Below are 21,875 nucleotides of genomic sequence, written 5' to 3'. Positions count from 1 at the left end.
CTGCCCCCCCCACCCCCCCCCGTTTGCGGTGTCTCCCCCTCGCGGGGCTTCGTTATCGCGCTGGATACCACTCCGCCGGCGTAGTTCGGCTTGGTGGTCGTCGGCTTTTAGGGCGCCGTCGAACGCCAGGGGAGTGACGGCGAATACAAGGCCAACCGCGTCGTCGACGAAGCCGCACTCAAGCCCCTACGCGCGATTCCCCACGTTCAGCAAGCGCTGACCGGTTATGGCATCGGATGGATCGAGATCGACACCGCCGAGGCAGACGATGTGATCGCCACCCTCGTGGCCGCCACTCGCGACCGGCTGCCCGAACGACGGGTGTGGATCATGTCCGGCGACCGTGACTTCTACCAGCTTCTCGACGAGCAGGTTCGCGCGCTGAACACCGTGATGAAACGCGGCCGACGGCACATCGGCCCCGCCGAAGTCGTTGACCGCTACGGCGTGACCCCCGACCAATGGCCCGACTTCTGCGCCCTCAAAGGCGACTCCGCCGACAACATCCCCGGCGTGAGAGGGATCGGACCAAGCACTGCGGCCAAGCTCCTGTCCGGCGGCTTGCACCTCGAACAGCTTCCCACCTCTGCGCGGCTGACCGGCGCCAAGAAGGCCGCGGTCACCGGCAGCTGGCAGCAAGTGCTCGCCTGGCGTGACCTCATCCGAATGCGCACCAATCTCGACCTCCCGCTGTACCCGGCCGGCGGCGCCACGCGCGAACTGCCCAAACCAGCTGACGTCATCGAGAAGCTCGGGCTCTGGTGACCGCGGCGCTATTCACGACGCCGGCCTCGGTGCTGACGGTGATGGCCCACCCGGACGACGCCGAACTGTGGGCTGGCGGCACCCTTGCTCGGTGCGCCAACGCCGGAGCCGTCGTCACCGTCGCGGTCCCGTATCAGGCTGAGCCGGTACGTGACGTCGAAGCTGCGGCCGGTGCGGCGACCCTGGGCGCCACGCTGCGCCAGTACGCCCGGCCCACCGTCAACGCCCTCCGCGAGCTGCTGCTCACTGTCCGGCCCGAGGTCGTCGTCACCCACCCGGTTGATGACATACATCCCGACCACCGCAACTTGGCCGAGCTTCTTCTGGCTGCGCTGCCAGACGTGGTCATCGCCACCGGGCGCCCGCGTCGGGTGTACACCGCTGACACGTACAACAGCCTCACCTTGGGCGGCCCGGTCCCCGCGCACACGGTCGTCGACATCACTGATACCTACAACATCAAACAGCGTGCACTCGCGGCGCATGCGTCACAGCCGATCACCGAACACTTCGGCCCGATGGCTGAGACGCTCGCGCGCCTCTGGGGGAACCGGATCGGCGTGCGCTACGCGGAAAACTTCACCCCGCTCCCCGTACTCGGACGCCTGTCCGCTGCCATCGGACTGTAGTCAGTTTCGGATCAGCGAGTCTACTTTGAGCGATACGTGCGCGCTGACGGTCAATGGTTGTTTCCCCGGGCCGGGCGCCGCGGATCCAGAGTTTCCGGCCGCTCGCAGACGTTACCACCCGAACCTTGGAGTACCCACCAGCTGCAGGTGAGGCACCGAGGGAACGTGTTGCAGATTCGCCGTGTGGTCCGATCATGGCGACGGCAATCGACGCTCCGGAAATGCCTATAAGCGGACAGCTGGCTTGGCCTGGCATGCGTTGACAGGTGGGTTCTGCAGCGGCTTCGCGCCAGCCACTGAAGAAGCTGGCGTGCCGACGCAGGACCAGCGACCGCCGCCTCCAAGCCCCGTTTCGCGGTACGAAAAGTACCTGTCCCAGTGCGGTCGCGAGGCTGTCAAAATAGTGGTTCGCCGAGCACCAAGCGGAGGGGTGGAATGGACGGAGTGCGGGCGAAGCTGGCCGATGCTCTGCGTGCGGTCACCGTGCCGTTGGTCGCGCCGTCGGGTGCGCAGGGCACCGGATTCTTCGTCGCCCCAGGTGTCCTGCTGACCTGTGCGCACGTGGTCACCGATGAGCGTGCCGATGTGGCCCCGGTGGTCCGTTCCACCGGGACGGCGCACGTCCTTGCCACCGAATTCCGCGTCATTCCCGGCACCTACCGGGCGAACGGCCCCGACGGCTTGGACGTGGTCCTTCTGCAGGCTCAGGATGCGGTCGTCGGCTCACACGTACTGCTGCATCCGGCCGCCGAGCCCGACGACCGGCTGTGGGCATACGGGTATCCGCAGGGTCGGTATCGCGCTGGCGACTCGGCGACGCTGACGTTGGCCGGGCCGTCTCAGCGCATCGAGGGCGCGGAGCTGCTGAAGACCGTACAAGGGCCGATCGGGCCGGGGTACAGCGGCGGGCCGGTGCTCAACTGGCGAACCGGCGCTGTCTGCGGGGTGGTGCGCTACCGCGACACCGAGCACAGCGACACTGCGCGTTTGGTCCCTGTCCGCTCGATCTTCGCCGCCTATGACGGGCTGGAGCCGCTGCACCGCTCGGTGGCACCGGGTAGCCGTGGCTGGCTGGAACTACTCGACGACGACCAGCTTGCCGCGTCGGGTATCCGGTTTCCTGGCCCGCGGCTGCGTGAGTACCTGGAAGCGGCGAGCGCCGCGGACGATCGGCACCCGCACGCTGAGCTCGCCGGGACCGAGGTGACCCCGCCGTTGTGGAAGGTGTACCTGCGCCAGCAGACCAGTCGCTACGGGGCTCCGGCGGGCGCGGAGCCGGCGCGAGTCGACGCCGACAGCCTGCTGTGGGCATACCCGGGCGTGCAGATCCTCGGCGGTCCCGGCGCGGGGAAGTCGAGTCTGGTTCGGCACTTGACCGCCGAGATCGCCAAGCAGTGGCTGCGCGGCGACGGTGGCGAGTTCGTCCCCGTCCCGGTGCCCGCTGACGCGCTCCGCGGCCGGAACGACATCACGGAGCTGCTGGCCAGTGGAGCGCGCAGCTTCGATGTGGACCTCGATCGCGGTCGGCTGGAAGAGCTGTTCGCCGGCGAACCGGCACCGGGTGCGCGGTGGCTCGTGTTGGCTGACGGGCTGGACGAGATCGTCGACCCGTCGGATCGGCGTGTCGTCGCCAAGCTGGTGCAACGGCTCCGGTCCCGTGGCCGATTCGGCTTCCTGCTCACGACCCGGCCCACCGGAGTCAACTACCACACCGAACTCGCTGAGAATGATCGCTACCCGACGTTTGTGATCGAGCCCTTCGCTCGGCACCAGCTCGGCGACTTCGCGAGGGCGTGGTTTGAGGCGCTCGAGGTGCCGGACGCGGAGGCGGAGGCAGCGCGCTTCGTCGACCGCGCCGACGAAGCCGAATTGCGGGACCTCGCCACTATCCCGCTGATCGCCACGATGATGTGCGTGTTGTACGCGCAGGAACCGGGGCGGCGGCTGCCCGCCAACCGTGTCGACCTCTACCGGCAGTTCGTCGAGTTGCTGCGTGAAAAGCGCCGGGCCACCGCGCGCAAGCTCCTACGGGAGTGGGGCGGACGGAGCGGCGCGAGTGCCGAACGAGCCGTTGACGAGCTCTTCGACAATGCTCTGCCAGTACTGCGCGAATGGGCACATGCTCACTACGAGAACGCGGCCGCCCAGTTCCCGACGGGACGCCCGATGCCGACTGTGGTCGAGGTCGCTTCGCGACACGTGCCGAGGCCGGCCGACACCGTGCCGGAACCGGAGTGGACGAAGATCGTCCACGAGGTACTCCTCGCGACAAGCCTGCTCATCAGCCGGCGTGGCGGTCCCGAATTCCTCCACCAGACCATACTCGAATTCCTCGCGGCGGAACACCTGGTGCGGCGATACCCTCGGCCGTCTCGGCGGCGGTTGCGGCCGCGGCGGGAGGCCTGGAAAAACTGGGAAGTCGAGCTGTTCTTGGTCGGCCTGTGGGCAGCGAGCGGCAAGGACGTCACGCGTGTGCTGAACCGCTTCCTGCGGCGACGGCACTGGAAACACAATCACGGGTTCGTTGTCGATGTGATCCGCCAAGGACTCCAAGTCCCGGACAAGGTGCGTGAACGGCTCCGGCGCGGGCTGATCTATCAAGTCACCCGCCCGCAAACCCTCGACGACTGGCGGGAGGCAGTCGCCGAACTCGCGCTCGTTGAGCCCGGTGCCGCCGCGGATACCCTCGAAGCCGTCCTCCGCGACGTCACCGAGAAGGTAGTAGGCCTCGAAGCCCTGCGGCTGCTGCTCGAACTGGACCGGAGAAGGGGTATCACCGCCGCGAACTACGTCGTCTTCGCCGATCGCGCCGACGCCGACGCGCGGCTGCGCGCAGCCAAGATCGTCTTCGATGTCGACCGGCCGCACGGCGTGCGCACCCTGGTCAGGCTAGCGGCCACGGCCGAGCTGCGCGAGCTCCGCATCGAAGCCGCGCAGCTCGTCTTTAGCCAAGATGCCGTGCGCGGCCTGGGAATCCTTCGCCGCCTCGTCGAGGATCCCGGCTGCCCGGACAAGGCGCGCTTGGTCGCCGCCGAGACGTTGTGCACGCACGATCCCGGCCAGCTCACTACCCTGACCCTGCTGAGCAGGGATCGGACCGTCGGATTCGAGACGCGGATCGCCGCGGCCACGGCCGCGGCGGGCCGGCAACGCGCGCTCGGTGCCGAACTGCTGGCCGAACTCGCGGAGGACTCCCGGAACCCCTCGGCCGTTCGCCTGCGGGCAGCCCGCGCGCTCAGCGATATCGACAGCCGGGCCATTCCTCTCCTGCGCGGGCTGGCCACGGCCGCGCAGCAGCAGCCCGAGGACCGGTTCACCGCCGCGGACGCGTTGGCAAAGGTCGATCCCGGCGCAGGCCTCGACACCTACCTTGCTCTCGCAAGCGACCACCGGCTCGGGGAGTGGCAGGTCGACTCCGCCAAAGCTGCTGGCCAATACCCGCAAGGCCGTGACCGCGCGCTCGACCGGCTGGCGGAACTGGCGGGTCACACCGGCCTCGAATTCGCGATCCGCCGCTTCGCCGCGCAATCGCTCTACGAGCTCGACCCGGAACGGGGGATCGATACGTTGGTCGGGCTGGCCGCCGGACCGGGGGACCCGTCCGACCGGTTGGACGTCCTCGCGGACCTCGGAGAGTTCGGTTTCCAAGACCGAGCAGTCGAGCTCCTCCAGACGATCGTGAGCTCCCAGAACGAAACCGTGCCGATGCGGAGTAAGGCGGCGGCCAGACTCAAATCGATTCGCCCGGTTTCCGGGGCGCGTGCATATCACCTGCTCGCCCAGGACGACTACATACCCGTTTACCAACGCGCGACCTTCGCGACGAAGGTGAGCGATCGGGCCGAGGCGGTGGCACTCCTCGACCAGATCGCGGCCAGCGCTCCGAGTGAGCAAGCCATCAGCGTGGCCCAGCTGATGGAGCCGCTCGACTCGTCGGCCGCGGCAGCCGCGTACCGCCGCATCGCCGGTCGAGCCGGCGTCGGCTACCGCACGCGAACGCGCGCGATCAGCAGCGCCACGCGACTGCAACCGCCTGCCCAGAACCGATCAGAGACCCCAGAACGCGAGAAATCCGACGACCCCCCGCGCCTTGGCAAGAGGCAGCAGCTGCGTGCACAGGTCGAGCAGGCCGAAAACAAGAAACTCAAACCGGCGGAGCGGTTCGCCGCCGCAGAGGCCGTGGTGAAGCTCGACCGCCGGCGAGGCAAGGATGTCATGCAGGGGCTACTCGACGACCCCAAAACCCCGAAGGCGGTTCGAGTCAAAGCCGAGAAGGCGATCAGACGGCTCCGCTGATCCTCAGTCACCGCCGCCGGGTTTCCACTCCATCGTCACCTTGAGATTGGCCTTCGCTGTGCCCTTCACCAGGATCGCGGTCAGCTGGCCGCTTTCCATCCCGACCTCGCACCCGAACTCGACGGTCATCTTGGCGGGCTTGACTTTTGTCAGCCCGGCCTGGACGGCGTCGGTCACCGTGTTCGCGATCTTGCTCAGCGTCTCGGTGAACCCTTCGAACTTCAGCAGTCGTCCGGCGACCTCTTCGTCGCCGCCACCGACCGGACGGGCCTCGACATAGAGTGTGCGATCGTCGAGCTGCACAGGGATGACACGCGTTCCGGTCGGCTGCGATGTCCCCAGGTAGTCGTCCACGCAACCATCCTGGTGGCCGGCGGCCGGAACCGCCAGCCCCGGGCGTTACTTTCGCCGGCACGGCGGCCCGACGTACAGCCCGTTCCCGACTACTCTCGGAGGGAACGGCACATCACCCTTTCACCAGCCGACCGCGAGCCTGCCGCCCCGCCCGGCCAAGGCACACCCCGGCATAGTTCCGCGTGCACGCCAGCCGCCGCCTCTCCACTAAGCCTGACCGCCCGCTCATGCCGCCTACCAGTTGTTCAGGAACGCAGCGTTTGCGAATCGCCAGCGCGATAACCTGTTTCACTTTTGTACTGCGGTCGGTGGCCTCATAGCTGGCAACGTGACTGTGCCTGGCTCTTAATCCAGTGGAGTGAACGAGGCCGCTGTGCCGGATTGCCAAACGCCTAGTGGGTCGCTGGTCAACGTAGGCAACGCCCTATGCACGCTTCATCGAGGCCGTGTCCACGCTCTGGATAGCCATGATCATTCAACGTTCACTGGGCCCGCCTGCGGCGGAGGACACGTTCACTTCCCGTTCGATCTTTCGTCGGCGGCCACCAGATCTTCTTCAGACGGTCCGGAGCGGCAACGCTCGTTGGGAAGGAAGCGACGATCACCATGCGCGGTACCGCGACAACCGGTCAGAGCGTCACCAGCCCGATGGAAATCGCAACAGGCGATCGCGCGCCGGCCGTCCATCAGATCACGATCGAGCACACCTTTGAAACTGCGCATCGTCTCCCGCAACTGGGCGGCAAGTGCACTAGCCTGCACGGCCATTCCTGGAGGGCCGCGGTTTCGGTGGTGGCATCCGGTCTGAGCGACGAGTCGATCGTTGTGGAGTTCGGCAGGCTCAAAGCCGGCATACGGGGCTGGATTGACACCTACCTCGACCACAGCACCATGCTGGGCATCCGGGACCCGCTTGTCGTGCATCTCGCCGCAGCGAAGTGCAAGGTGTTTCGCTTCGGCGCCAACCGCAATGCGACCGTCGATGACGCGGAGCTGATGGTCAGCGATCTGGCATGGCCGACCGTCGAAGCTGTTGCAGTCCTGTTGCGACGTGTCAGCCAGGCCGTGCTCGCCGGACTGCCTGGCGGTGAGGGTGCTCAGGTGGGCCGGGTGACGGTGCGTGAGACCGACATCAACGCCGCGGCTTACGGATCGGTGATTGCGTAATGAAGCTCCCGACAGTGTCTGATGTGGACTGCGAGATCGTCGTCAACGAGACCTTTGGCCCGACCTTCCAGGGTGAAGGACCGAGTACGGGCCGCTACGCCCGTTTCGTTCGGCTGGCCGGCTGCCATCTGTCCTGCCGGTGGTGCGACAGTGCACAAACCCATGACAGCACTCGTTTCGACCTGGACGCTGAACGTCGGATCGTCTCGGTTGAGAGCATCCTCGACTGGCTTGCAACCGGTCCTGCGGCACTGACGGTGATCACGGGTGGTGAGCCGTTACTCCAGCGGCACGCCGTGGCGAATCTGGTGGCTTCGATCCGGGATCGGGTGCTCGCCACCGATATCGAGATCGAGACGTCGGGGACTATTGTTCCTACGCCCGCGATTGCTTCGGCGGTTTCGCGGTTCAACGTCTCGCCGAAGCTTGCGCATTCGGGCCTCCTCCATCATCAGCGCATCCGGCCCGCGGTGCTGCGGAGCCTTGCCGCCGAAGGAAAATCTGTCTGGAAGTTCGTGGTTCAGGACGTCGGTGATCTCGACGAGATTCAGGAACTGGTCAGTGTTTACGGGCTTCAGCCGGTGTGGGTCATGCCGGAAGGTACGGACAGCGCCACCGTCCTGGACCGGATGAGACTTCTGGCCGATCCGGTCCTCCGGCGCGGCTGGCACCTTTCGACCAGGCTGCACACCTTGCTGTGGGAGAACGACCGTGGTCGCTGACGCCAGCGCAGCGCCTGCGGTGGTGGCGTACGCCTTGATCGGATGGGGCGAGCGCCTCCTGCTGCTCGAGCGCCCGGAGCACGATATTCTCCCCGGCGGTGCAGTCCTCGGCGGAGAGCCCGTCGAGCGTGCACTTCGCAGATCGCTGGTCGACCAGCTCGGTGCGGTCGTTGATGACGTTGACTTCTGTGCCGCGGTCGAGCACGGTACGTGTGGACCGGGAAGGTTGCCTACCTCGGAAGTGGTCTTCCTCTTCGATGTCACACTCGCTGACCGGGATTGCCTCGACGGACCAGCGTCCCAGCCTCACCGGTGGGCCGGAGAACACGACTTGTGCTTCCTACGGCCCGAGCCTGTCCGCGACGCGCTGCTCGAGGGCTGCCTGACGGCCGACAACCCGTGGTTGGCGTGGACGCCGTGACGCGGCCACCCTCGCTGAAGTTTCAGCGGGATCCGTTTCGTAGCAACGAATTGATGCACTCTATAGGGGAGGGGCGGTGACGTCATGGATGCCGTGATCTATATCGATACCGAGTCGATCCACCCCGTAGTGGATGGTGTTTGGCATTACACCCGGCTGACGCACGTTCCGCGGCCAGGTGAGGAGGTCACGATGTTGTGTGGTGCATCCGCAGCGGTGGAGTTTGAACAGTCGAGTCGGCGGGATGCAATGGGTACGCCACGCACGTGCTGGGATTGTGACCTCGTTTACCGATGCGAACATGGCATTGACGTGTGGCCTGGCCACCCTGGCGTCAATGGACGCTAGGTCCCCATTTTGCATGGAGCAACTCGTGACGGTGCGTGGAGCAAGGAATCAGCATGAACGATGAAGAGGGTGTTGTGCGGCAAAAAGTTGTTTCGCCTGCTGCCATAGAGCTGGGGCTCGGTCTGCGTGCCGTACGGAAAGAACGTCAAGTCGGGGTGCGCGAGTTGGCCTCGGGGCTGGGGATTGAACCCTCGCTGGTGTCTTTGGCGGAGCTGGCGACTCGTCCTCCAAATGTGGAGTATGTGAGCCGGGTCCTGGGCTTCCTCGCGGTGTCCGGCGATGAGTACCGGTGGCTGGTAAAGCTGGCGCATCGCGTGAAGGAACCGAACTGGGTTGTTCCAGGTGCGGTGGAGTACCCGGAATTATTGCTTGAGTATGAGCGAACCGCGAGCACAGTCGTACTCTGGGCTCCGCAGGTGCTTCCGGATCTGGTGCAGACGCCTGACTACGCGCGGTCAGTACTGGATTCCGGGATCTTAACCGGTGATGAGATGGGGCAGTGTCAAATGATGCGGCTCGTACGCCGTGACGCGGTCTTTTTCGAGAACAGCCGAGCAACTATTACTCTCTTCCTGAACGCTGAAGTTCTGGTGCGCCGGGTCGGTGGCGTTGGTGTGATCCGTGAGCAGCTTCGCGAATTGTTGTCCTTAATGGACGACGGCCGGGTCGTGGTGCGGATCATGCCGACTGACCCAGGCGGGCGGCCGGGGCTGCTGAGCCCGTTCATGCTTTTCGGTTTTCATACCCGAGCGCCGGTTGTCGGGATCTGTGAGGACCATCTGTACGCCTATCTCGCTGAACAAGTGCACGTGCGTCGATATCGGACGTTCGCGGATCGGCTTGCGCGCAATGCTCTGGACGAACGGCCTTCCCGCGTTCGGATCGTCGAAGCCATCACGGAGCTCGAGCAGGACTCCGACGGGTCGAGCGGACATGAGGTGCCCGCTCCGCTGGCCGGGTGACTGAGTTTTGATCGTCGGGCTGACTCTGCTCGCCGGGGCCGCGGTCCTCTCCCTTGTGCTCGTGCGTTGTCGTCGAGCGCACCATCGGTCAGAGTTAGAGGAGTACGTTCCGTCGGGTCGGGCCGCTCGGTGGGAACACACTCGCGATGATCCGGATCACACGCCGCAGTACGGCCTGCCGCTGCTCGCCGACCAGGACACGCCCACAATATCCGCGCGGGTAGCCGAGGAGAAGGAACATCTCGTCGCTCGTTGCCGGCTCGATCAGGAGTCGAACTCCTCTTGGTGTTCCTTCCCTGTTCCCCATAGGGCCGAGCAATCCTGTCGCGGTGCCAGGGTGGCGACCGCAACTGCCAGATGCACCATTGTCCAGTTGTGGTCTTCGTGCTGAAGTGACGACAGCACGTCCAGCGTTGCGTGGGTGGCATCTCTGTCACGGCGCGCCGCAGTGAACTTGCACATGAGTCTGCCGAGGTTGCGGCGGAACTCGGCGAATGGATCTCTGTCCGTCGGGGTTACCGGGTCGGGGGACTGCATGACCTCAATCGTGGCTGTGGCATTTCGTAAACACCAAGTCTCCGATCAGGTGATGAGTTCGTGCGTGACGGCTAGAGCAGTGGCGCCTCCGGTGACGCCTGAGCTGGGCCGAGGGATAGCCCTGGCCTCGGCGCGGCGAGCTTCGCTGCACTGGCGCGCGACACGGGCGTCGGCGAAATCGACACAGCCGTAGCGGCCCCTTGCCACGAACACGTCCTGCGCGCTGCCCGCTGCTCGGTGCGGCCTGAGCGTTCGAGAACTGGTCCTGCTCGATGTCGGTTGCCGCAGTTCGGTGCGTGCCGCTGGCAATCGAACGTCGGCTCGGTCATTCTGCGGACAACGCGAACAACTCCCGAGACAAGTTGAGTAGTTGTACGGCTACCCGTCGTGGAGAAGTGCGTCTACAGTTGCAGTAGGTAGTCGATCTGATGCTTCCGAGTGAAAAGTTGCGGATGGTATCGGTTCGGGCACGCTCCGGGCATATTTTGGTTGGTCCAGGTTCGAGGGCGGGGGGCTGCCGGTCGAGCTTGGGTACGCCGGGGAGGGGACGGACCTATGGCTGTTGCCGGACGGGGGGCCTTCGCAGCGGCGCTGGCGAGTGCGGAGTTCCGCGCGATGTGGCTGGCCGAGACGCTCTCGGTGGCCGGTGATCAGCTCGCCCGAGTCGCTCTTGCGCTCGTGGTCTATGGCCGGACGAACTCGGCCTCACTCACGGCACTGACCTATGCGTTGACGTTCGCGCCGGCGTTCATCGGTGGGTTCCTGCTCTCCGGTCTCGCGGACCGGTTCCCGCGGCGCGCGGTCATCGTGGTGACCGACGTCGTCCGCGGATGCCTCGCGCTGGTGATGGCGATCCCCGGCCTCCCGCTGCCTGCTCTCTGGTGCCTGGTTGGCGCGCTGACCTTGGCGGGTGCGCCGTTCAAGGCCGCGCAGCTGTCGCTGCTGCCCGACGTCCTGCCGGAAGGTCACTACCAGGCCGGGCTCGGACTCCGGCAGATCAGCACGCAGACCGCGCAGGTGATCGGGTTCGGCCTGGGCGGCATCCTGGTCACCGCGATCGGCGCGTCCGGCGCCCTCGTGTTCAACGGTGGCACGTTCCTGATCAGCGCGCTGGTGATCGCCCTGTTCGTCCACGCACGTCCTGCCGCTCGACGCCGCCAAGCCGACGAGATCCGTGAGCCTGGGCAGGCCTGTGTGTTTGACCGGCGGCTCGTTGCCGTGTTCATCCTCGCCTCGCTCATCGGTCTCTTGGTCGTGCCGGAGGGGCTCGCGGCTCCGTTTGCGGGCACGGTGGGAGCGGCGTCGTTCGCGGTCGGCGTGCTGATGGCCGCCGACCCGGTCGGCAGTGTCGTCGGCGGATGGTGGGCCAGCCGCGGGAGCGCCGATCCGACGGCCCGGTCGGTGATCATCCCCGCTATCGCGTCCGGGCTTCCTTTGGTTCTGTGCGTGTTTCTGCCGGGGCTGGTGTGGGCAGCGGTGCTCTGGGCGATCTGCGGCGCCTTGTCGACGGTGTATCTCATCCGACTCCAGGCCGTGATCGTCGCCGTCGTTCCGGATTCGCGCCGGGGCGCGGTGATGGGCAAGTTCAGCACCTGCGTCTACAGCTCGCAGGGTGTAGCGATCACCGGCGCCGGCGTCGTCGCCGATCAGCTAGGGCCAGTGGCCACGGTCGCGGTCTCGGGTGCGCTGGCGTCAGTGCTGGCGGCCGGGGCGGGGATCGTGTGGCGGGAAACCCGCCCTCGGCAGCCGCGGGCTGCCGAAGACGAGCCTTGCCCGGTGAATCGAGTGGATCGAGAGCGATCAGACGTCCTTGTTACGCATGGTGACCCCCTCCCGGGACAGCCGGCTGTAGGAGGGCCCGGCGGCCCGGAGGCCGCACCGTGAGGGCCGGGCCCTCCCGTGGGAACGGAAGCGAGATCAGTATGCAGGGATCATCAGCGAAGGCACATTCTGAGCGGCGCCGCGGTAACGCAGGTTGGTCAGTCTGGTCACACTCCGTTTACGCCCGGGCGTTCGTGGTGTTCGTCGAGCTTCTTGCACTCGCCGCCGTGGCGTTCGGTGCCGTCCTGGTGCCGGCTACGGGAAGTGATCTTGTCGAATGCGTGGTCGTGATCGGTCTCGGCGTGCTCGCCGCCGAGATGGCGAACGAAGTCGAGCGACGTCGGCGCAGGTTCAGCGACACGCCCCACGTCAACTTCTCTTCGGTATGGACCCTGGCCGGCGCTCTTGTTCTTCCGCCTGCGCTCGCCGCGGTGGTGGCCGTCGTGTTGTATGCGCACCTGTGGGTGCGCTGCTGGCGCGGCGTGCCGGGGCTCTACGTGTCGCGCACGGTCTTCAACGTTTCCAACGTCATCGTGTCGACCCAGGCCGCGGCCTGGGCGGTACGCGAACTGGACATCGTTTCCGGTGCCCTGGAGCACGGCGTTCTGGGAGCAGCGGGCGTCCTGATGATCATCGCGCTCTACTACGTCGTCAACTCGACGATCGCGGCCATCACGATCGCGCTGGCCGGAGCCGACCGGACGGCGCGCCGACTCCTCGGACGGTTGAACGAGAACATCCTGGAACTCGCGACGCTGTGCCTCGGCGCCGCGACCGCACTGCTTCTGGCCTGGCACCCGTGGCTTGCCCTTCTCATGCTGCTACCGCTCTACGCTCTGCACCGCTCCGCGTTGATCCGGCAGTTCGAGTACGCCGCGACCACCGACTCGAAAACGAGCTTGCTGAACGCGGCGAGCTGGCGCGCGATCGCGCAAGCTGAACTCGAACGTGCTTGTCGGCACGGTACGACCTTGGCCATCCTCATGATCGACATCGACCACTTCCGCAAGGTGAACAACGTCTACGGACATCTCGCGGGGGACGAAGCACTGCGAGTCGTCGGAGAGACGTTGCGGGCAGTCGTGCGGAGCAACGACCTGTGCGGCCGGTTTGGCGGCGAAGAGTTCGTGGTCGTCCTCCCCGGCTGCACCTCCGTCGACGACGTTCTGACCGTGGCAAACCGAGTCCGGGAACGCATCGCCGGAACTCCGGTCGTTTCGGAAAGCGCCCGTGCTACGTTCAACCTGACTGTGTCGGTCGGCTCGGCCTACTTCCCGGCGACGGGAATGTCCCTCGATGATCTCCTGCTCGCCGCCGATAATGCCTTATATGGTGCGAAGGACGCTGGTCGAAACCAAGCCCGCGTCATCGAGGTGCTGTGAGGCTCATCGCGGCTCGGGCTCGGCGACGATTTCGCGGTGATGCTGCGCCCAGGTCGCCAACGGGTGCAGGGCGCGCAGGAGTGCTCGTCCGTCACCTGTGAGCTGGTACCACACCGCGGCGAACTTCCCGCCCTCCTCCGCGCGGCGCTCGATCAGTCCGTTCCGTTGCAAGCGTCGGAGCGTGTCGGTCAATACCCGGTCGCTGAGCGGCCGAGGATGCGAGGTCCAGCCGAGCCGAGCCTCGGTCTCGTTCACCTCGCTCTGGATATCGGAGAACGTTCGTTCGCCGAAGACGAGCGTCGAGATGACCGCGATGGTCCACTGACCGTTCAGGATCGCCATCGCTTCGTGCAGGCTCTGCCGGTACGGCACGTCATCCCAGTCGGTCACCTACGTTGCCTACCACGCGTCAACTGTTTCCGTAGGCCCGAAGAGCGGTATCTGGTGCCGCTGCGGCGTAGTGGTTCGCCTGAACGGGTGAAGAAACGTCTGCTGAGCCGGGCCTTAGTCGGTGATTACGTTGCGCTTAGCAGGGGTTCGCGAGCTACACCGGTCCTGCCCGGGCAACCGGCTCCGGGAGCGGGAGTAGCGCGGTGACTGGCCGACCGAGCGGAACCAGAATTTCGACATCGGCCCGTCACCGCGCACCGGCTGCAGGAGACGGGAGACCGTGAGAACTCGTTGGAAGCGGCTGGGCGAAGGAGGACGGACCATGTCGACCCGAATTGCTGAAGTGCTACGACATCGGACGCGGGAGCGCAGGTTGACCGGGCGCCGTCGCGGGCTACGAACCTGGTCGTCGGCCGGGTGACGACGCGTCACGCTAGGGCTGGACATCAACGACCTGTGCTGTGGCCACTCGTGTGCGTAGCGTCCTCTACTGTTGAGTAGAGGTGAGACCTTCTCGTATTTGCACAAAATGTGCACAAAATTCGCGGTGTCTCGAGCCGATTTTGTGCAAATTCTCGCCTCCTGCGAGGGCTTGCGGCGGTCCACAGTGGGGGATCACGGAACCGAACTCCGCAGGTGCAAGTGTCGGGAGGTGAGGAAATGTCACGTTTCGTGAAAGGAAAGGCTCCAGTAATCGGGATCGTCGTAGGTCGCGCTGGGCCAGCGGTGATCAGTGCGTACGGATTTCTTCGACGTCGCACGCCGCTTCATTGCGACCGGGGAGGTGCTCGTGGACTCGCTTCCGGCGTGGATGACTGGAACAGCAGGGCTGCTGGCAGGACCTGTGGTAGTTCAGGTCACAGAACGGGCAGCCGGCGTGCCACTACTGGATTTCGGCTGGCCACGTCGCATCACCACCGCAATGATCTCGGTCCTGACCGCGACATTGTGGGTGCTCGGGTGGACACGATTCGGTGCGACGCTGGTGCTGCTGGCGTGGTGCTGGGTGTGTGCATTGGGGCTCAGCCTCGCACTCGTGGACCTGCGCTGCCGACGTCTTCCTTTCGCACTCACAGCAGCCTTCGCGGGTGGCGGCGCCGCGGTGTTGTTCGGCACTGCGGCGGTCGACGAGCGCTGGACGCAGCTTGCCTTTGCCTATGGTGCGTCGGCCGTCGTGCTGGTGCTGGCGCTGCTGGCGCAAGTCTGCGCGCCGGAGCACACCGGGGGCGGAGATACCGCCTTGTACGGCGCGCTCGCGCTATACCTGGGCTGGGGCGGTTGGGAAGCGCTGCTGCGCGGACTGCTGATAGCCAGCGGCCTCACCGCTATGGTCGCATTCGTGGTTGTGATGTGCTCCAGGCGCATGAATTCGCGGTTTCCTGCCGGGCCGTCCCTGCTGGCGGGCGCGTTGGCGAGCATGCTGTTCGCGTAGCCGGGCAATCAGCCAGGGCCAGTTTGCCGCGGCTGGCGTGGACGCCACAGCCGAAGGGGACAGGGGAGGAATTCGTGATGATCGTCGGAACCCGTCGTTGGCCGCAGCTCGTTGCTCTGTCGGTCACGGCTCTGACACCAGTACTGCTGGCGGGTTGTAGCGGTAAGGATGCCCCGGCGCCGACTTCGTCGCCCAACCTCTCGGCTCCGTCGCAGGCGCACTCGGTACCGAGCGCGTCCAAGCAGGATGAGCGCAAGGCGATCGAGTCTGCATATACGCAGTACTGGCCGCGTTCCGCGCAGACGCCGCACAAGCCGGAGAACACGTGGCACGACGCAATGGCCGCAATCGCTGTGGAGCCGCAGTTGTCCACGACGTTGGAGGCGATGCACCGCAACAAGGGGCTGGGACTGACCACCTATGGAGATGTGACGGTGCGGATCTCCTCGGTCGAGGTTGCCGGCGCCACGGCGAAGGTTGTGGATTGCCAGGACGCCTCACACGCAGGACAGGCGGATGCCAACACGGGCAAACCGAAAACCGTTGGTGTGTCTCGAATGCCAGTGCACGCGACGTTGGCTCGGGACCCGGCGGACGGACAGTGGAAAGTCTCCCAGCTCGACTTTCCCAGGGGTGCATGCTGATGTGTCGCGCTCGCCCATTCGAGGTCTTCCCGGTCTGCTTGGCCGCTGCCGGTGGCTTGCTCGCGGTCTTCCCGGCTCCCGCCGTCGCGCAGGAGGCTGGCGATGACGGCCAGGTGATCGTCACACCGGTTGACCCGTACGGTCAGAACACTCGCCCAGGTGTGGATATGCGAGCGCTGGAACAGCGTGGCCAAGCTCCTGTCCGGCCAGGTGGTCCGGGACCTCGGTCGGGTGGTGCTGGTCAGGATAGGCAGGTTGGTGCTGGTTCGGGCGGTATTGCGGATTCGCCGAGCGGGATTCCTCCTGGATGTTTCCTCGGTGGGTTCGGGGCTGGTGGTGTGCCTGGTGCTGGGCATCCGGGTGGTAGTGCGTTCGGGTTGCGTTGTCTGCCACCGACTTCGACTGACGCCGGGCCTGCGGCTGTTCCTGCGCCACCGCCGTTGCCGACTCCGGCGGAGTTGGCGGCGGAGGCGTTTGAGCAGTTGCGGTTGCCGTTGCCCGTGCCGCGGCATTCGCCGGATGTGCGATTGCCGGATGGTCGGGATGCCACGATCGTCGGGGAGAACACCTGGATATGGACCGACCGTGGTGTGTGGACACCGGCGGTGCGGCGGGTGCAGGTCGGCCCGGTGTGGGCCGTGGTGACTGCGACCCCGGTGGGCATGATGTTCACCTCCGGCATGGGCGGCTCGATGTCGTGTTCCGGTCCGGGCACGCCGTATGACCGTTCGTACGGCCTGCATGCCGCGAGTCCCGATTGCGGGACCGTCTACACGCGATCCTCGTACGGGCAGCCGAATGATCAGGTGAGGGCAGAGTGGGCGATCCGGTGGTCGGTCAGCTGGATCGGCTCGGATGGAACCGCTCCGGTGGGTGGTGAGTTTCCGCAGATGATGTCGCGGGCGTCGGCGACGTTCGCGGTCGCGGAGGTGCAGGCGTTGCGCGCGAACTAACGCGCACGGAGGTTTTCACAACTGCATTCCGTCGAGTTTTCGTCGTCGGGTGTGGATATAGCGAATTCGCTTTCTGGAATGGGTAAGGAGTTGCCCCGTGGGTAGTGCTGTGTCTTTTTCCCGGCCGCCGCGGTCACGCGGCGAGGATCCGTCGGCCGCTGAGTCGGCTGAGGAGTCGGGTGGTCCGCGGGTGCCGCGTCGGCGTCGGTGGTGGCTGCTGGCGGTGGCGGCGGTGCTGGCCGCGGTGGTCGGCTTCGGCAACTACGTGCTGATCGCGGGGCAGGACGAGCGGGTCGAGGTTGTGGTGGTGACTCGGGATGTCGGCTGGGGCCAGTCGATCAGCGACGGTGTTCTCGGTGTCGCGAAAGCGGTTCCGGATCCGCGGGTGGCGTCCGTCCCCGCGACTGAGCGGGCCGAGGTGGTCGGCAAGGTCGCGCGTTCGATGCTGCCTGCGGGCAGCGTGCTCACGCGCGGCCAGCTGTCTGTGCAGCCGGTGCCGGGGCCGGGCGAGCGGTTGGTCGGGTTGCCGGTGAAACCGGGCCATCTGCCCGCTCGCGGGCTTTCCCCTAGTGACCTGGTGCAGGTCACCCCGGTCGCCGGAGGGGCTGGAACCGACGTGGGTTCCGCTCCGGCGAGTGCTGCTGGGTCGTTTCGGGCGCGGGTGCTCGGTGTCGGCCTACCGGATTCGACTGGCGCGGTCACGGTCGACGTCGTGGTCGGTGCTGACGCTGCGCAGGCGGCGAGCAGTGCGGCGGCGGGTCAGATCGTGCTGGTGCAGCTCGGCCCCGGCGCATAGCAGGCAACTCCTGCAAGGAAAGGCGGTGAGGATGTTGGCGATGATCACGCTCGTCTCGGGGAAAGGCGCGCCGGGTGCGACGACGACGGCGGCGGCGTTGGCGGCGGCCTGGCCCGCGCCTGTGGTGCTGGCCGATTGCGACCCGGCCGGGGGTGATCTTGCGGCGGGCTGGCTGGGCCAGTGGCTGGTGGACGGCAGCCTCCGGCCGGAGGTCGGTGTGTTGTCGTACGCCACGACAACCCGGCACGCCCCAGCAGGCGATCCCGCCACGCTGGTCGAGCATATTCAGACGGTGCCGGTGGCCCGGCATGTCGGCCTGCTGGCCGGGTTGAACGCCCCGGGCCAGCACACCGCCGTCGGTCACACGGGCTGGACCCGGCTGACCGTGGCGCTGGCCGCGTTCAAAACCACGACGGGGTGTCCAGCGGACACGGTGGTCGATGTCGGCCGGTTCAGTGCAGTGACGCCGTGGCCGTTGCTGCTGGCCGCGGATCTGGTGCTGGTGGCGGTGCGGCCGACACCCCGCCATGTGCTGGCCGCGCGCCCGGTGCTGGCCGCGCTCGCGGAGCGGATCGTGCCGCAGCGGATCGGGCTGGCGGTGTGCGCCACCACGACGGCGGGCAGCCGGGAGATGCGGGCCGCGCTCGGCGCGGAGATCGCGGTGGAGGTGGCCGCGGATGCGCGGGCGGCAGCGGTGTTCTCCGACGGCCTCGACGGCGGCGTCCTTCCGCGCCGGTCGCCGTTGCTGCGCGGGCTGCGACGTGCAGCGCGGCGCCTGCACGGCACCTACCACCACTACACCCCCGCCGAGTTGCATGCCTCGGCCACCGCGCGCCCGTCGGCGGGCCTGCTCACCGGAGGGACACGATGACCGCGCCGCACAACGGTTCCCCGTCCACAGCATCGGCGTATCCGCGTCCGATCCTGCGTTCTCTTCCGCGCACCGGCTCGACCGCACCGCCGCCGGAGGAAGGTGCGGGCGGGGCACCGGATCCGCAGGTGGTCCGGGCGATCCGCGAGTCGGTCGCCGCGCGGCTGGAACGCGTCGCCGCCGGGGACACCCACCTGGCCACGCCGTTGTCGGGGGAGGAGCAGCAGGCGCGGATGCGCGCCTTCGCCGCCGAGGACGTGGCGGCGTGGGTGCAGCGCCGCGCCGCCGCCGGGCAGCCACCGTTGCCGATGGAGGCCGAGCGGCGGCTGGTGCGGGCGGTGGTGGCGGCGCTGTCCGGGCTCGGCGTGCTGGAGGAGTTGCTGGAGCGGGAGGATGTGGAGAACATCCACGTGCACGGCTGTGACCAGATCCTGCTGGAGCTGGCCGATGGCAGCCTCGAGCGCTGGCCGCATCCGGTCGCGGACACCGACGCGGAGTTGGTGGAGATGCTCGCGGCGATGTTCGCCCGTCAAGGCCAAACCAGCCGCGAATTCAACGCCGGACGCCCGTTGGGGAATCTGCGGATTCCGGCGGGTGGTCCGTTGGGGGCGCGGGTGGCGGCGGTGATGGAGGTCTCGGATCGGCCGCGGGTGGCGATCCGCCGCCACCGCCTCGTCGACGTCGGCCTGCCCGAGCTCGTCGCGAACGGCACGGTGGATCCGGTGCTGGCGGCGTTTCTTGGTGCGGCGGTGCGGGCGGGCTGCAACATCGTCGTCTCCGGTGGCCCGGCCGCCGGGAAAACCACGCTGCTGCGTGCACTGTGCCGCGAGATCCCGGCCTCTGAGCATGTGGTGACGGTGGAGGAGGAGTACGAACTCGGCCTGCACCTGACCGGCCGCCCGCTGGTCACCCCGCTGGAAGCCCGTCCCGCCAATTCGGAGGGCGTCGGCGAGATCACCCTGGACGATCTGTTGAAGCAGACGCTGCGGCATTCGCCGTCCAGGGTGATTGTCGGGGAGGTTCGGGCCGGTGAAGTGACCGCGATGCTGCGCGCGCTGGGCAACGGCGCCGCGGGTGGGATGTGCACCCTGCACGCCACCTCCGGTGTGGCGGTGTTCGACCGGATTGCCGCGCTCGGGCAACTGGCTGACCCGCCGCTGGCGATCGAGGCCGCTCACCAGTGGACCGCGGCGGCGCTCGATCTGGTCGTGCACGTCGCCCGCACCGACCACCACCACGACAGCCGCCTGCGCGGGCGGCGGGAGCGGTACGTGACGGAGGTGATCGAGGTCGGCCCGGTCGGCGACTCCGGCCGCCCAGATACCACCCGGATCTTCGCGCCCCGCCCGACCGACGGCCGCGCGGTCCCGGCCTACGCCCCCAGCCGCGACCTGCTGGACCGGGTGGAGCGGCACGGCTTCGACCGCAGCCAGCTCGACACCGCCGAGGCAAGCTCCTGGCTGTCGACCGGTTTCCCGGAGGGGGGTGCGCGATGACGAGCGTCGTGGCGGGTCTGCTCGGCGTGGCCGCGGTCCTGGCCGTTGCCTGTGTGCTCGCCGCTTTCCTGTCCCCGCCCCAGAAGTCTGACCGCGGCGCTGCGTCGCGCCGAGCGCTTGGGTGGTGGCAGCGGCTCGCGCGGGTTCCGCGGCGGCGGGCGGTGATCGCGGTGCTGGTGGGTGTGGTGGTGTGGTGGGGGACTGGCTGGCCGGTCGCGGCGATCCTCGCCGCCGCCGGGACGATCACGGTGCCGATGTTGGTGCGCGGGCAGGACACCCGCCGTCTGATCGCGCGGTTGGATGCGCTGGCGAGCTGGACGCGGCGCCTGGCCGACCTGCTGGCGTCGGGCGCGGGTGGGTTGGAGCAGGCGATCACCAGTTCGGCCCGCACCGCCCCCACCGCCCTCGCGTCCGAGATCGGAACCTTGGCGGTGCGGCTGCGCACCCGTGGCCTGGAACCCGCGCTGCGCGCCTTCGCCGACGACGTCGCCGATGAGGCCGCCGACGAAGTCGTGCTCGCCCTGATCCTGCGGGCTCGCGCCGGAGGACGTGGCCTGGTGGACATCCTCGACGCCAAAGCCACCGCCCTGGAACGGGAAGTGGTGGCGCGCCGTGACGTCGAAGCCGACCGGGCGAAACCCCGCACCGACGTCCGCGCCATCCTCGGCATCACCGTCGTCATGCTGACCGGGATGGCGGTCTTCGCCCGCGACTTCCTCACCCCCTTCAATGGGCTGCTCGGCCAGTGCGTGCTGGCCGGGATCGGCGACCTGCTCGCCGCGGCCGGATGGTGGATGCACACCCTGATCCGCGTCCGCCGCCCCGCCCGGCTGCTGGGCACGGCCTCACGGATCCCCGTCGGTGTCCCGAAACCGGCGCGGTCATTGGCCGTCGTCTCCCGCGACAGCGAGGCGGTGACGCGATGAGCCCCGGCATCGTCGCCGCCGTCCTGGGCGGGATCGCGGGAATCGTCGGCGTGTGTGTGCTTGCCGCGCTGCTCCCGGCGGCTCCGGTCAATGTCGCCGCCGCGGTGGCCGAGCTGGACGAGCGCACCACCCGCCACGCCAACGGCGCCCCGGCGCGGAGCCGATGGGCGGGCGGTGTGCAGCGGGTGGCCGGGTATTCGGCACGCTCGTCGAACCGCTGGTGGGGCATCCCCACCGCCGACCTCGACGTCCTCGAGGACACCGCGCAACGGTATGTCGCCCGCCGCCTCGCTTGGGCCGCGAGAGCCAGTGCCGCCGCGGGCGCGCTGGCCGGGGTGGCGTGGGCAGGCGGGATCAGCCTGCCCAGCACCGTGGTGGTGTTGGTGGTGCTGGGTGCGGCGGCGGCCGGGTCGGCGGTTCCGATACTGGCCGTGGCCGAGGACGCAGCCAGGGCACGGGAGCAGTTCCGCCGCGCCACCGCCGCCTACCTCGACCTGGTCGCCCAGGAACGCGCCACCGGTCGCGCCCCCAGCCAAGCACTCGCCGAAGCCGCCGCGGTCGGCGACTCGTGGGTGTTCGCCCGGATCAACCGCACCCTCAGCCGCGCCATGCGCGCCGGACACACACCCTGGGACGCCCTGGCACGACTGGGACAGCGGATGGGCGTGGTGGACCTGGCCGACCTGGCCGACATTCTCGCCACCGCCGCCGACGGCGCCGCCATCTACACCACCCTGATCACCAAAGCCAGCTCGCTCCGTTCCGCCGCCCTTGCCGCGGACCGGGCTGACGCCAACAGGCGCTCCCAACGTCTCGCACTGCCGGTGTCGCTGCTGCTGGTCGCATTCCTCCTACTGGCCATCTACCCCGCCTTCATCCGCATCCTCACCGGAAGCACCTGACTGAATCCACAGGGGGACAGAAACCGTTGCGGGACACCAGGTCTCGGACCTGATTGTGAAG

At 67.5% G+C, this 21,875-nt stretch carries 20 protein-coding genes and 1 pseudogene; 18 read left to right on the top strand and 3 right to left on the bottom strand.

The window, feature by feature from the left end; all coding sequences use genetic code 11:
* Positions 1-135: 135 nt before the first annotated feature.
* From ACFW0G_RS10010 to ACFW0G_RS09995, 4 genes and pseudogenes are all read left to right on the top strand, one after another.
* A pseudogene (locus ACFW0G_RS10010) lies at positions 136-435 on the top strand (flap endonuclease); the annotation flags it as partial.
* 12 nt (positions 436-447) lie between these two features.
* Positions 448-765 (top strand): 5'-3' exonuclease H3TH domain-containing protein, encoded by a 318-nt coding sequence (locus ACFW0G_RS10005; RefSeq protein WP_378324752.1) that lies wholly within the window; start codon positions 448-450, stop codon positions 763-765.
* Positions 762-1,394 (top strand): PIG-L deacetylase family protein, encoded by a 633-nt coding sequence (locus tag ACFW0G_RS10000; RefSeq protein ID WP_378324569.1) that lies wholly within the window; start codon positions 762-764, stop codon positions 1,392-1,394. The genes ACFW0G_RS10005 and ACFW0G_RS10000 overlap by 4 nt, the downstream gene beginning before the upstream one ends.
* Positions 1,395-1,829: 435 nt before the next feature.
* On the top strand, positions 1,830-5,690 hold the full coding sequence (locus ACFW0G_RS09995; protein ID WP_378324751.1) for a trypsin-like peptidase domain-containing protein: 3,861 nt from the start codon (positions 1,830-1,832) through the stop codon (positions 5,688-5,690).
* Between the two features lie 3 nt (positions 5,691-5,693).
* On the opposite strand, the gene ACFW0G_RS09990 is transcribed toward ACFW0G_RS09995, so the two are convergent.
* Positions 5,694-6,044: a CU044_2847 family protein gene (locus tag ACFW0G_RS09990; protein WP_378324568.1), complete on the bottom strand. Its 351-nt coding sequence runs from the start codon at positions 6,042-6,044 to the stop codon at positions 5,694-5,696.
* 606 nt (positions 6,045-6,650) lie between these two features.
* On the opposite strand from ACFW0G_RS09990, the gene ACFW0G_RS09985 reads away from it, so the two are divergent.
* The 4 genes from ACFW0G_RS09985 (at position 6,651) to ACFW0G_RS09970 (ending at position 9,664) form a co-directional block, all read left to right on the top strand.
* The gene (locus ACFW0G_RS09985) at positions 6,651-7,211 is read left to right on the top strand and encodes a 6-pyruvoyl tetrahydropterin synthase family protein (protein ID WP_378324567.1); all 561 of its coding nucleotides are present in this window, start codon (positions 6,651-6,653) and stop codon (positions 7,209-7,211) included.
* Between the two features lie 14 nt (positions 7,212-7,225).
* A complete protein-coding gene (locus tag ACFW0G_RS09980) occupies positions 7,226-7,933 on the top strand; it encodes a 7-carboxy-7-deazaguanine synthase QueE (RefSeq protein WP_378324566.1) in 708 nt (235 codons plus the stop codon).
* Positions 7,923-8,354: an NUDIX domain-containing protein gene (locus tag ACFW0G_RS09975; RefSeq protein WP_378324565.1), complete on the top strand. Its 432-nt coding sequence runs from the start codon at positions 7,923-7,925 to the stop codon at positions 8,352-8,354. The genes ACFW0G_RS09980 and ACFW0G_RS09975 overlap by 11 nt, the downstream gene beginning before the upstream one ends.
* A 401-nt stretch (positions 8,355-8,755) precedes the next feature.
* Positions 8,756-9,664 carry a helix-turn-helix transcriptional regulator gene (locus ACFW0G_RS09970; RefSeq protein ID WP_378324564.1) on the top strand — a complete coding sequence of 303 codons (909 nt, stop codon included), beginning with the start codon at positions 8,756-8,758 and terminating at the stop codon, positions 9,662-9,664.
* A 264-nt stretch (positions 9,665-9,928) separates the two neighbouring features.
* Here the strand turns inward: ACFW0G_RS09970 and ACFW0G_RS09965 are convergent, their stop codons facing one another.
* Positions 9,929-10,201, bottom strand: a complete 273-nt coding sequence (locus ACFW0G_RS09965) for a hypothetical protein (RefSeq protein WP_378324563.1) — start codon at positions 10,199-10,201, stop codon at positions 9,929-9,931.
* Positions 10,202-10,756: 555 nt separating this feature from the next.
* On the opposite strand from ACFW0G_RS09965, the gene ACFW0G_RS09960 reads away from it, so the two are divergent.
* Entirely contained in the window at positions 10,757-12,085 is a 1,329-nt protein-coding gene (locus ACFW0G_RS09960; protein WP_378324561.1) for an MFS transporter, read from the top strand.
* A gap of 131 nt (positions 12,086-12,216) precedes the next feature.
* Entirely contained in the window at positions 12,217-13,404 is a 1,188-nt protein-coding gene (locus ACFW0G_RS09955) for a GGDEF domain-containing protein (protein ID WP_378324560.1), read from the top strand.
* A 3-nt stretch (positions 13,405-13,407) separates the two neighbouring features.
* Here the strand turns inward: ACFW0G_RS09955 and ACFW0G_RS09950 are convergent, their stop codons facing one another.
* The gene (locus ACFW0G_RS09950) at positions 13,408-13,794 is read right to left on the bottom strand and encodes a winged helix-turn-helix transcriptional regulator (protein ID WP_378324559.1); all 387 of its coding nucleotides are present in this window, start codon (positions 13,792-13,794) and stop codon (positions 13,408-13,410) included.
* Between the two features lie 733 nt (positions 13,795-14,527).
* Between ACFW0G_RS09950 and ACFW0G_RS09945 the strand changes: the two genes are divergently transcribed.
* From ACFW0G_RS09945 to ACFW0G_RS09910, 8 genes are all read left to right on the top strand, one after another.
* Entirely contained in the window at positions 14,528-15,226 is a 699-nt protein-coding gene (locus tag ACFW0G_RS09945; RefSeq protein ID WP_378324558.1) for a methyltransferase, read from the top strand.
* A 74-nt stretch (positions 15,227-15,300) separates the two neighbouring features.
* A complete protein-coding gene (locus ACFW0G_RS09940; protein WP_378324557.1) occupies positions 15,301-15,870 on the top strand; it encodes a hypothetical protein in 570 nt (189 codons plus the stop codon).
* A gap of 458 nt (positions 15,871-16,328) precedes the next feature.
* Positions 16,329-16,823, top strand: coding sequence for a hypothetical protein (locus tag ACFW0G_RS09935; RefSeq protein WP_378324556.1), 495 nt, complete (start codon positions 16,329-16,331; stop codon positions 16,821-16,823).
* Positions 16,824-17,013: 190 nt separating this feature from the next.
* A complete protein-coding gene (locus ACFW0G_RS09930; protein ID WP_378324555.1) occupies positions 17,014-17,619 on the top strand; it encodes a hypothetical protein in 606 nt (201 codons plus the stop codon).
* 31 nt (positions 17,620-17,650) lie between these two features.
* Positions 17,651-18,490 carry a hypothetical protein gene (locus tag ACFW0G_RS09925; RefSeq protein WP_378324750.1) on the top strand — a complete coding sequence of 280 codons (840 nt, stop codon included), beginning with the start codon at positions 17,651-17,653 and terminating at the stop codon, positions 18,488-18,490.
* Positions 18,487-19,986: a CpaF family protein gene (locus ACFW0G_RS09920; RefSeq protein WP_378324554.1), complete on the top strand. Its 1,500-nt coding sequence runs from the start codon at positions 18,487-18,489 to the stop codon at positions 19,984-19,986. The genes ACFW0G_RS09925 and ACFW0G_RS09920 overlap by 4 nt, the downstream gene beginning before the upstream one ends.
* Complete coding sequence (locus tag ACFW0G_RS09915; RefSeq protein ID WP_378324553.1) at positions 19,983-20,912, top strand: type II secretion system F family protein; 930 nt, start codon at positions 19,983-19,985, stop codon at positions 20,910-20,912. Before ACFW0G_RS09920 ends, ACFW0G_RS09915 begins: the two co-directional genes overlap by 4 nt.
* On the top strand, positions 20,909-21,814 hold the full coding sequence (locus ACFW0G_RS09910; RefSeq protein WP_378324552.1) for a type II secretion system F family protein: 906 nt from the start codon (positions 20,909-20,911) through the stop codon (positions 21,812-21,814). The genes ACFW0G_RS09915 and ACFW0G_RS09910 overlap by 4 nt, the downstream gene beginning before the upstream one ends.
* The last annotated feature ends 61 nt before the right edge of the window (positions 21,815-21,875 follow it).

Source organism: Amycolatopsis sp. NPDC058986 (assembly GCF_042741125.1).
Classification (GTDB): Bacteria; Actinomycetota; Actinomycetes; order Mycobacteriales; family Pseudonocardiaceae; genus Amycolatopsis.
The sequence above is the reverse complement of the archived record's forward strand: the minus strand, read 5'-3'. Positions and strand labels throughout refer to the sequence as shown.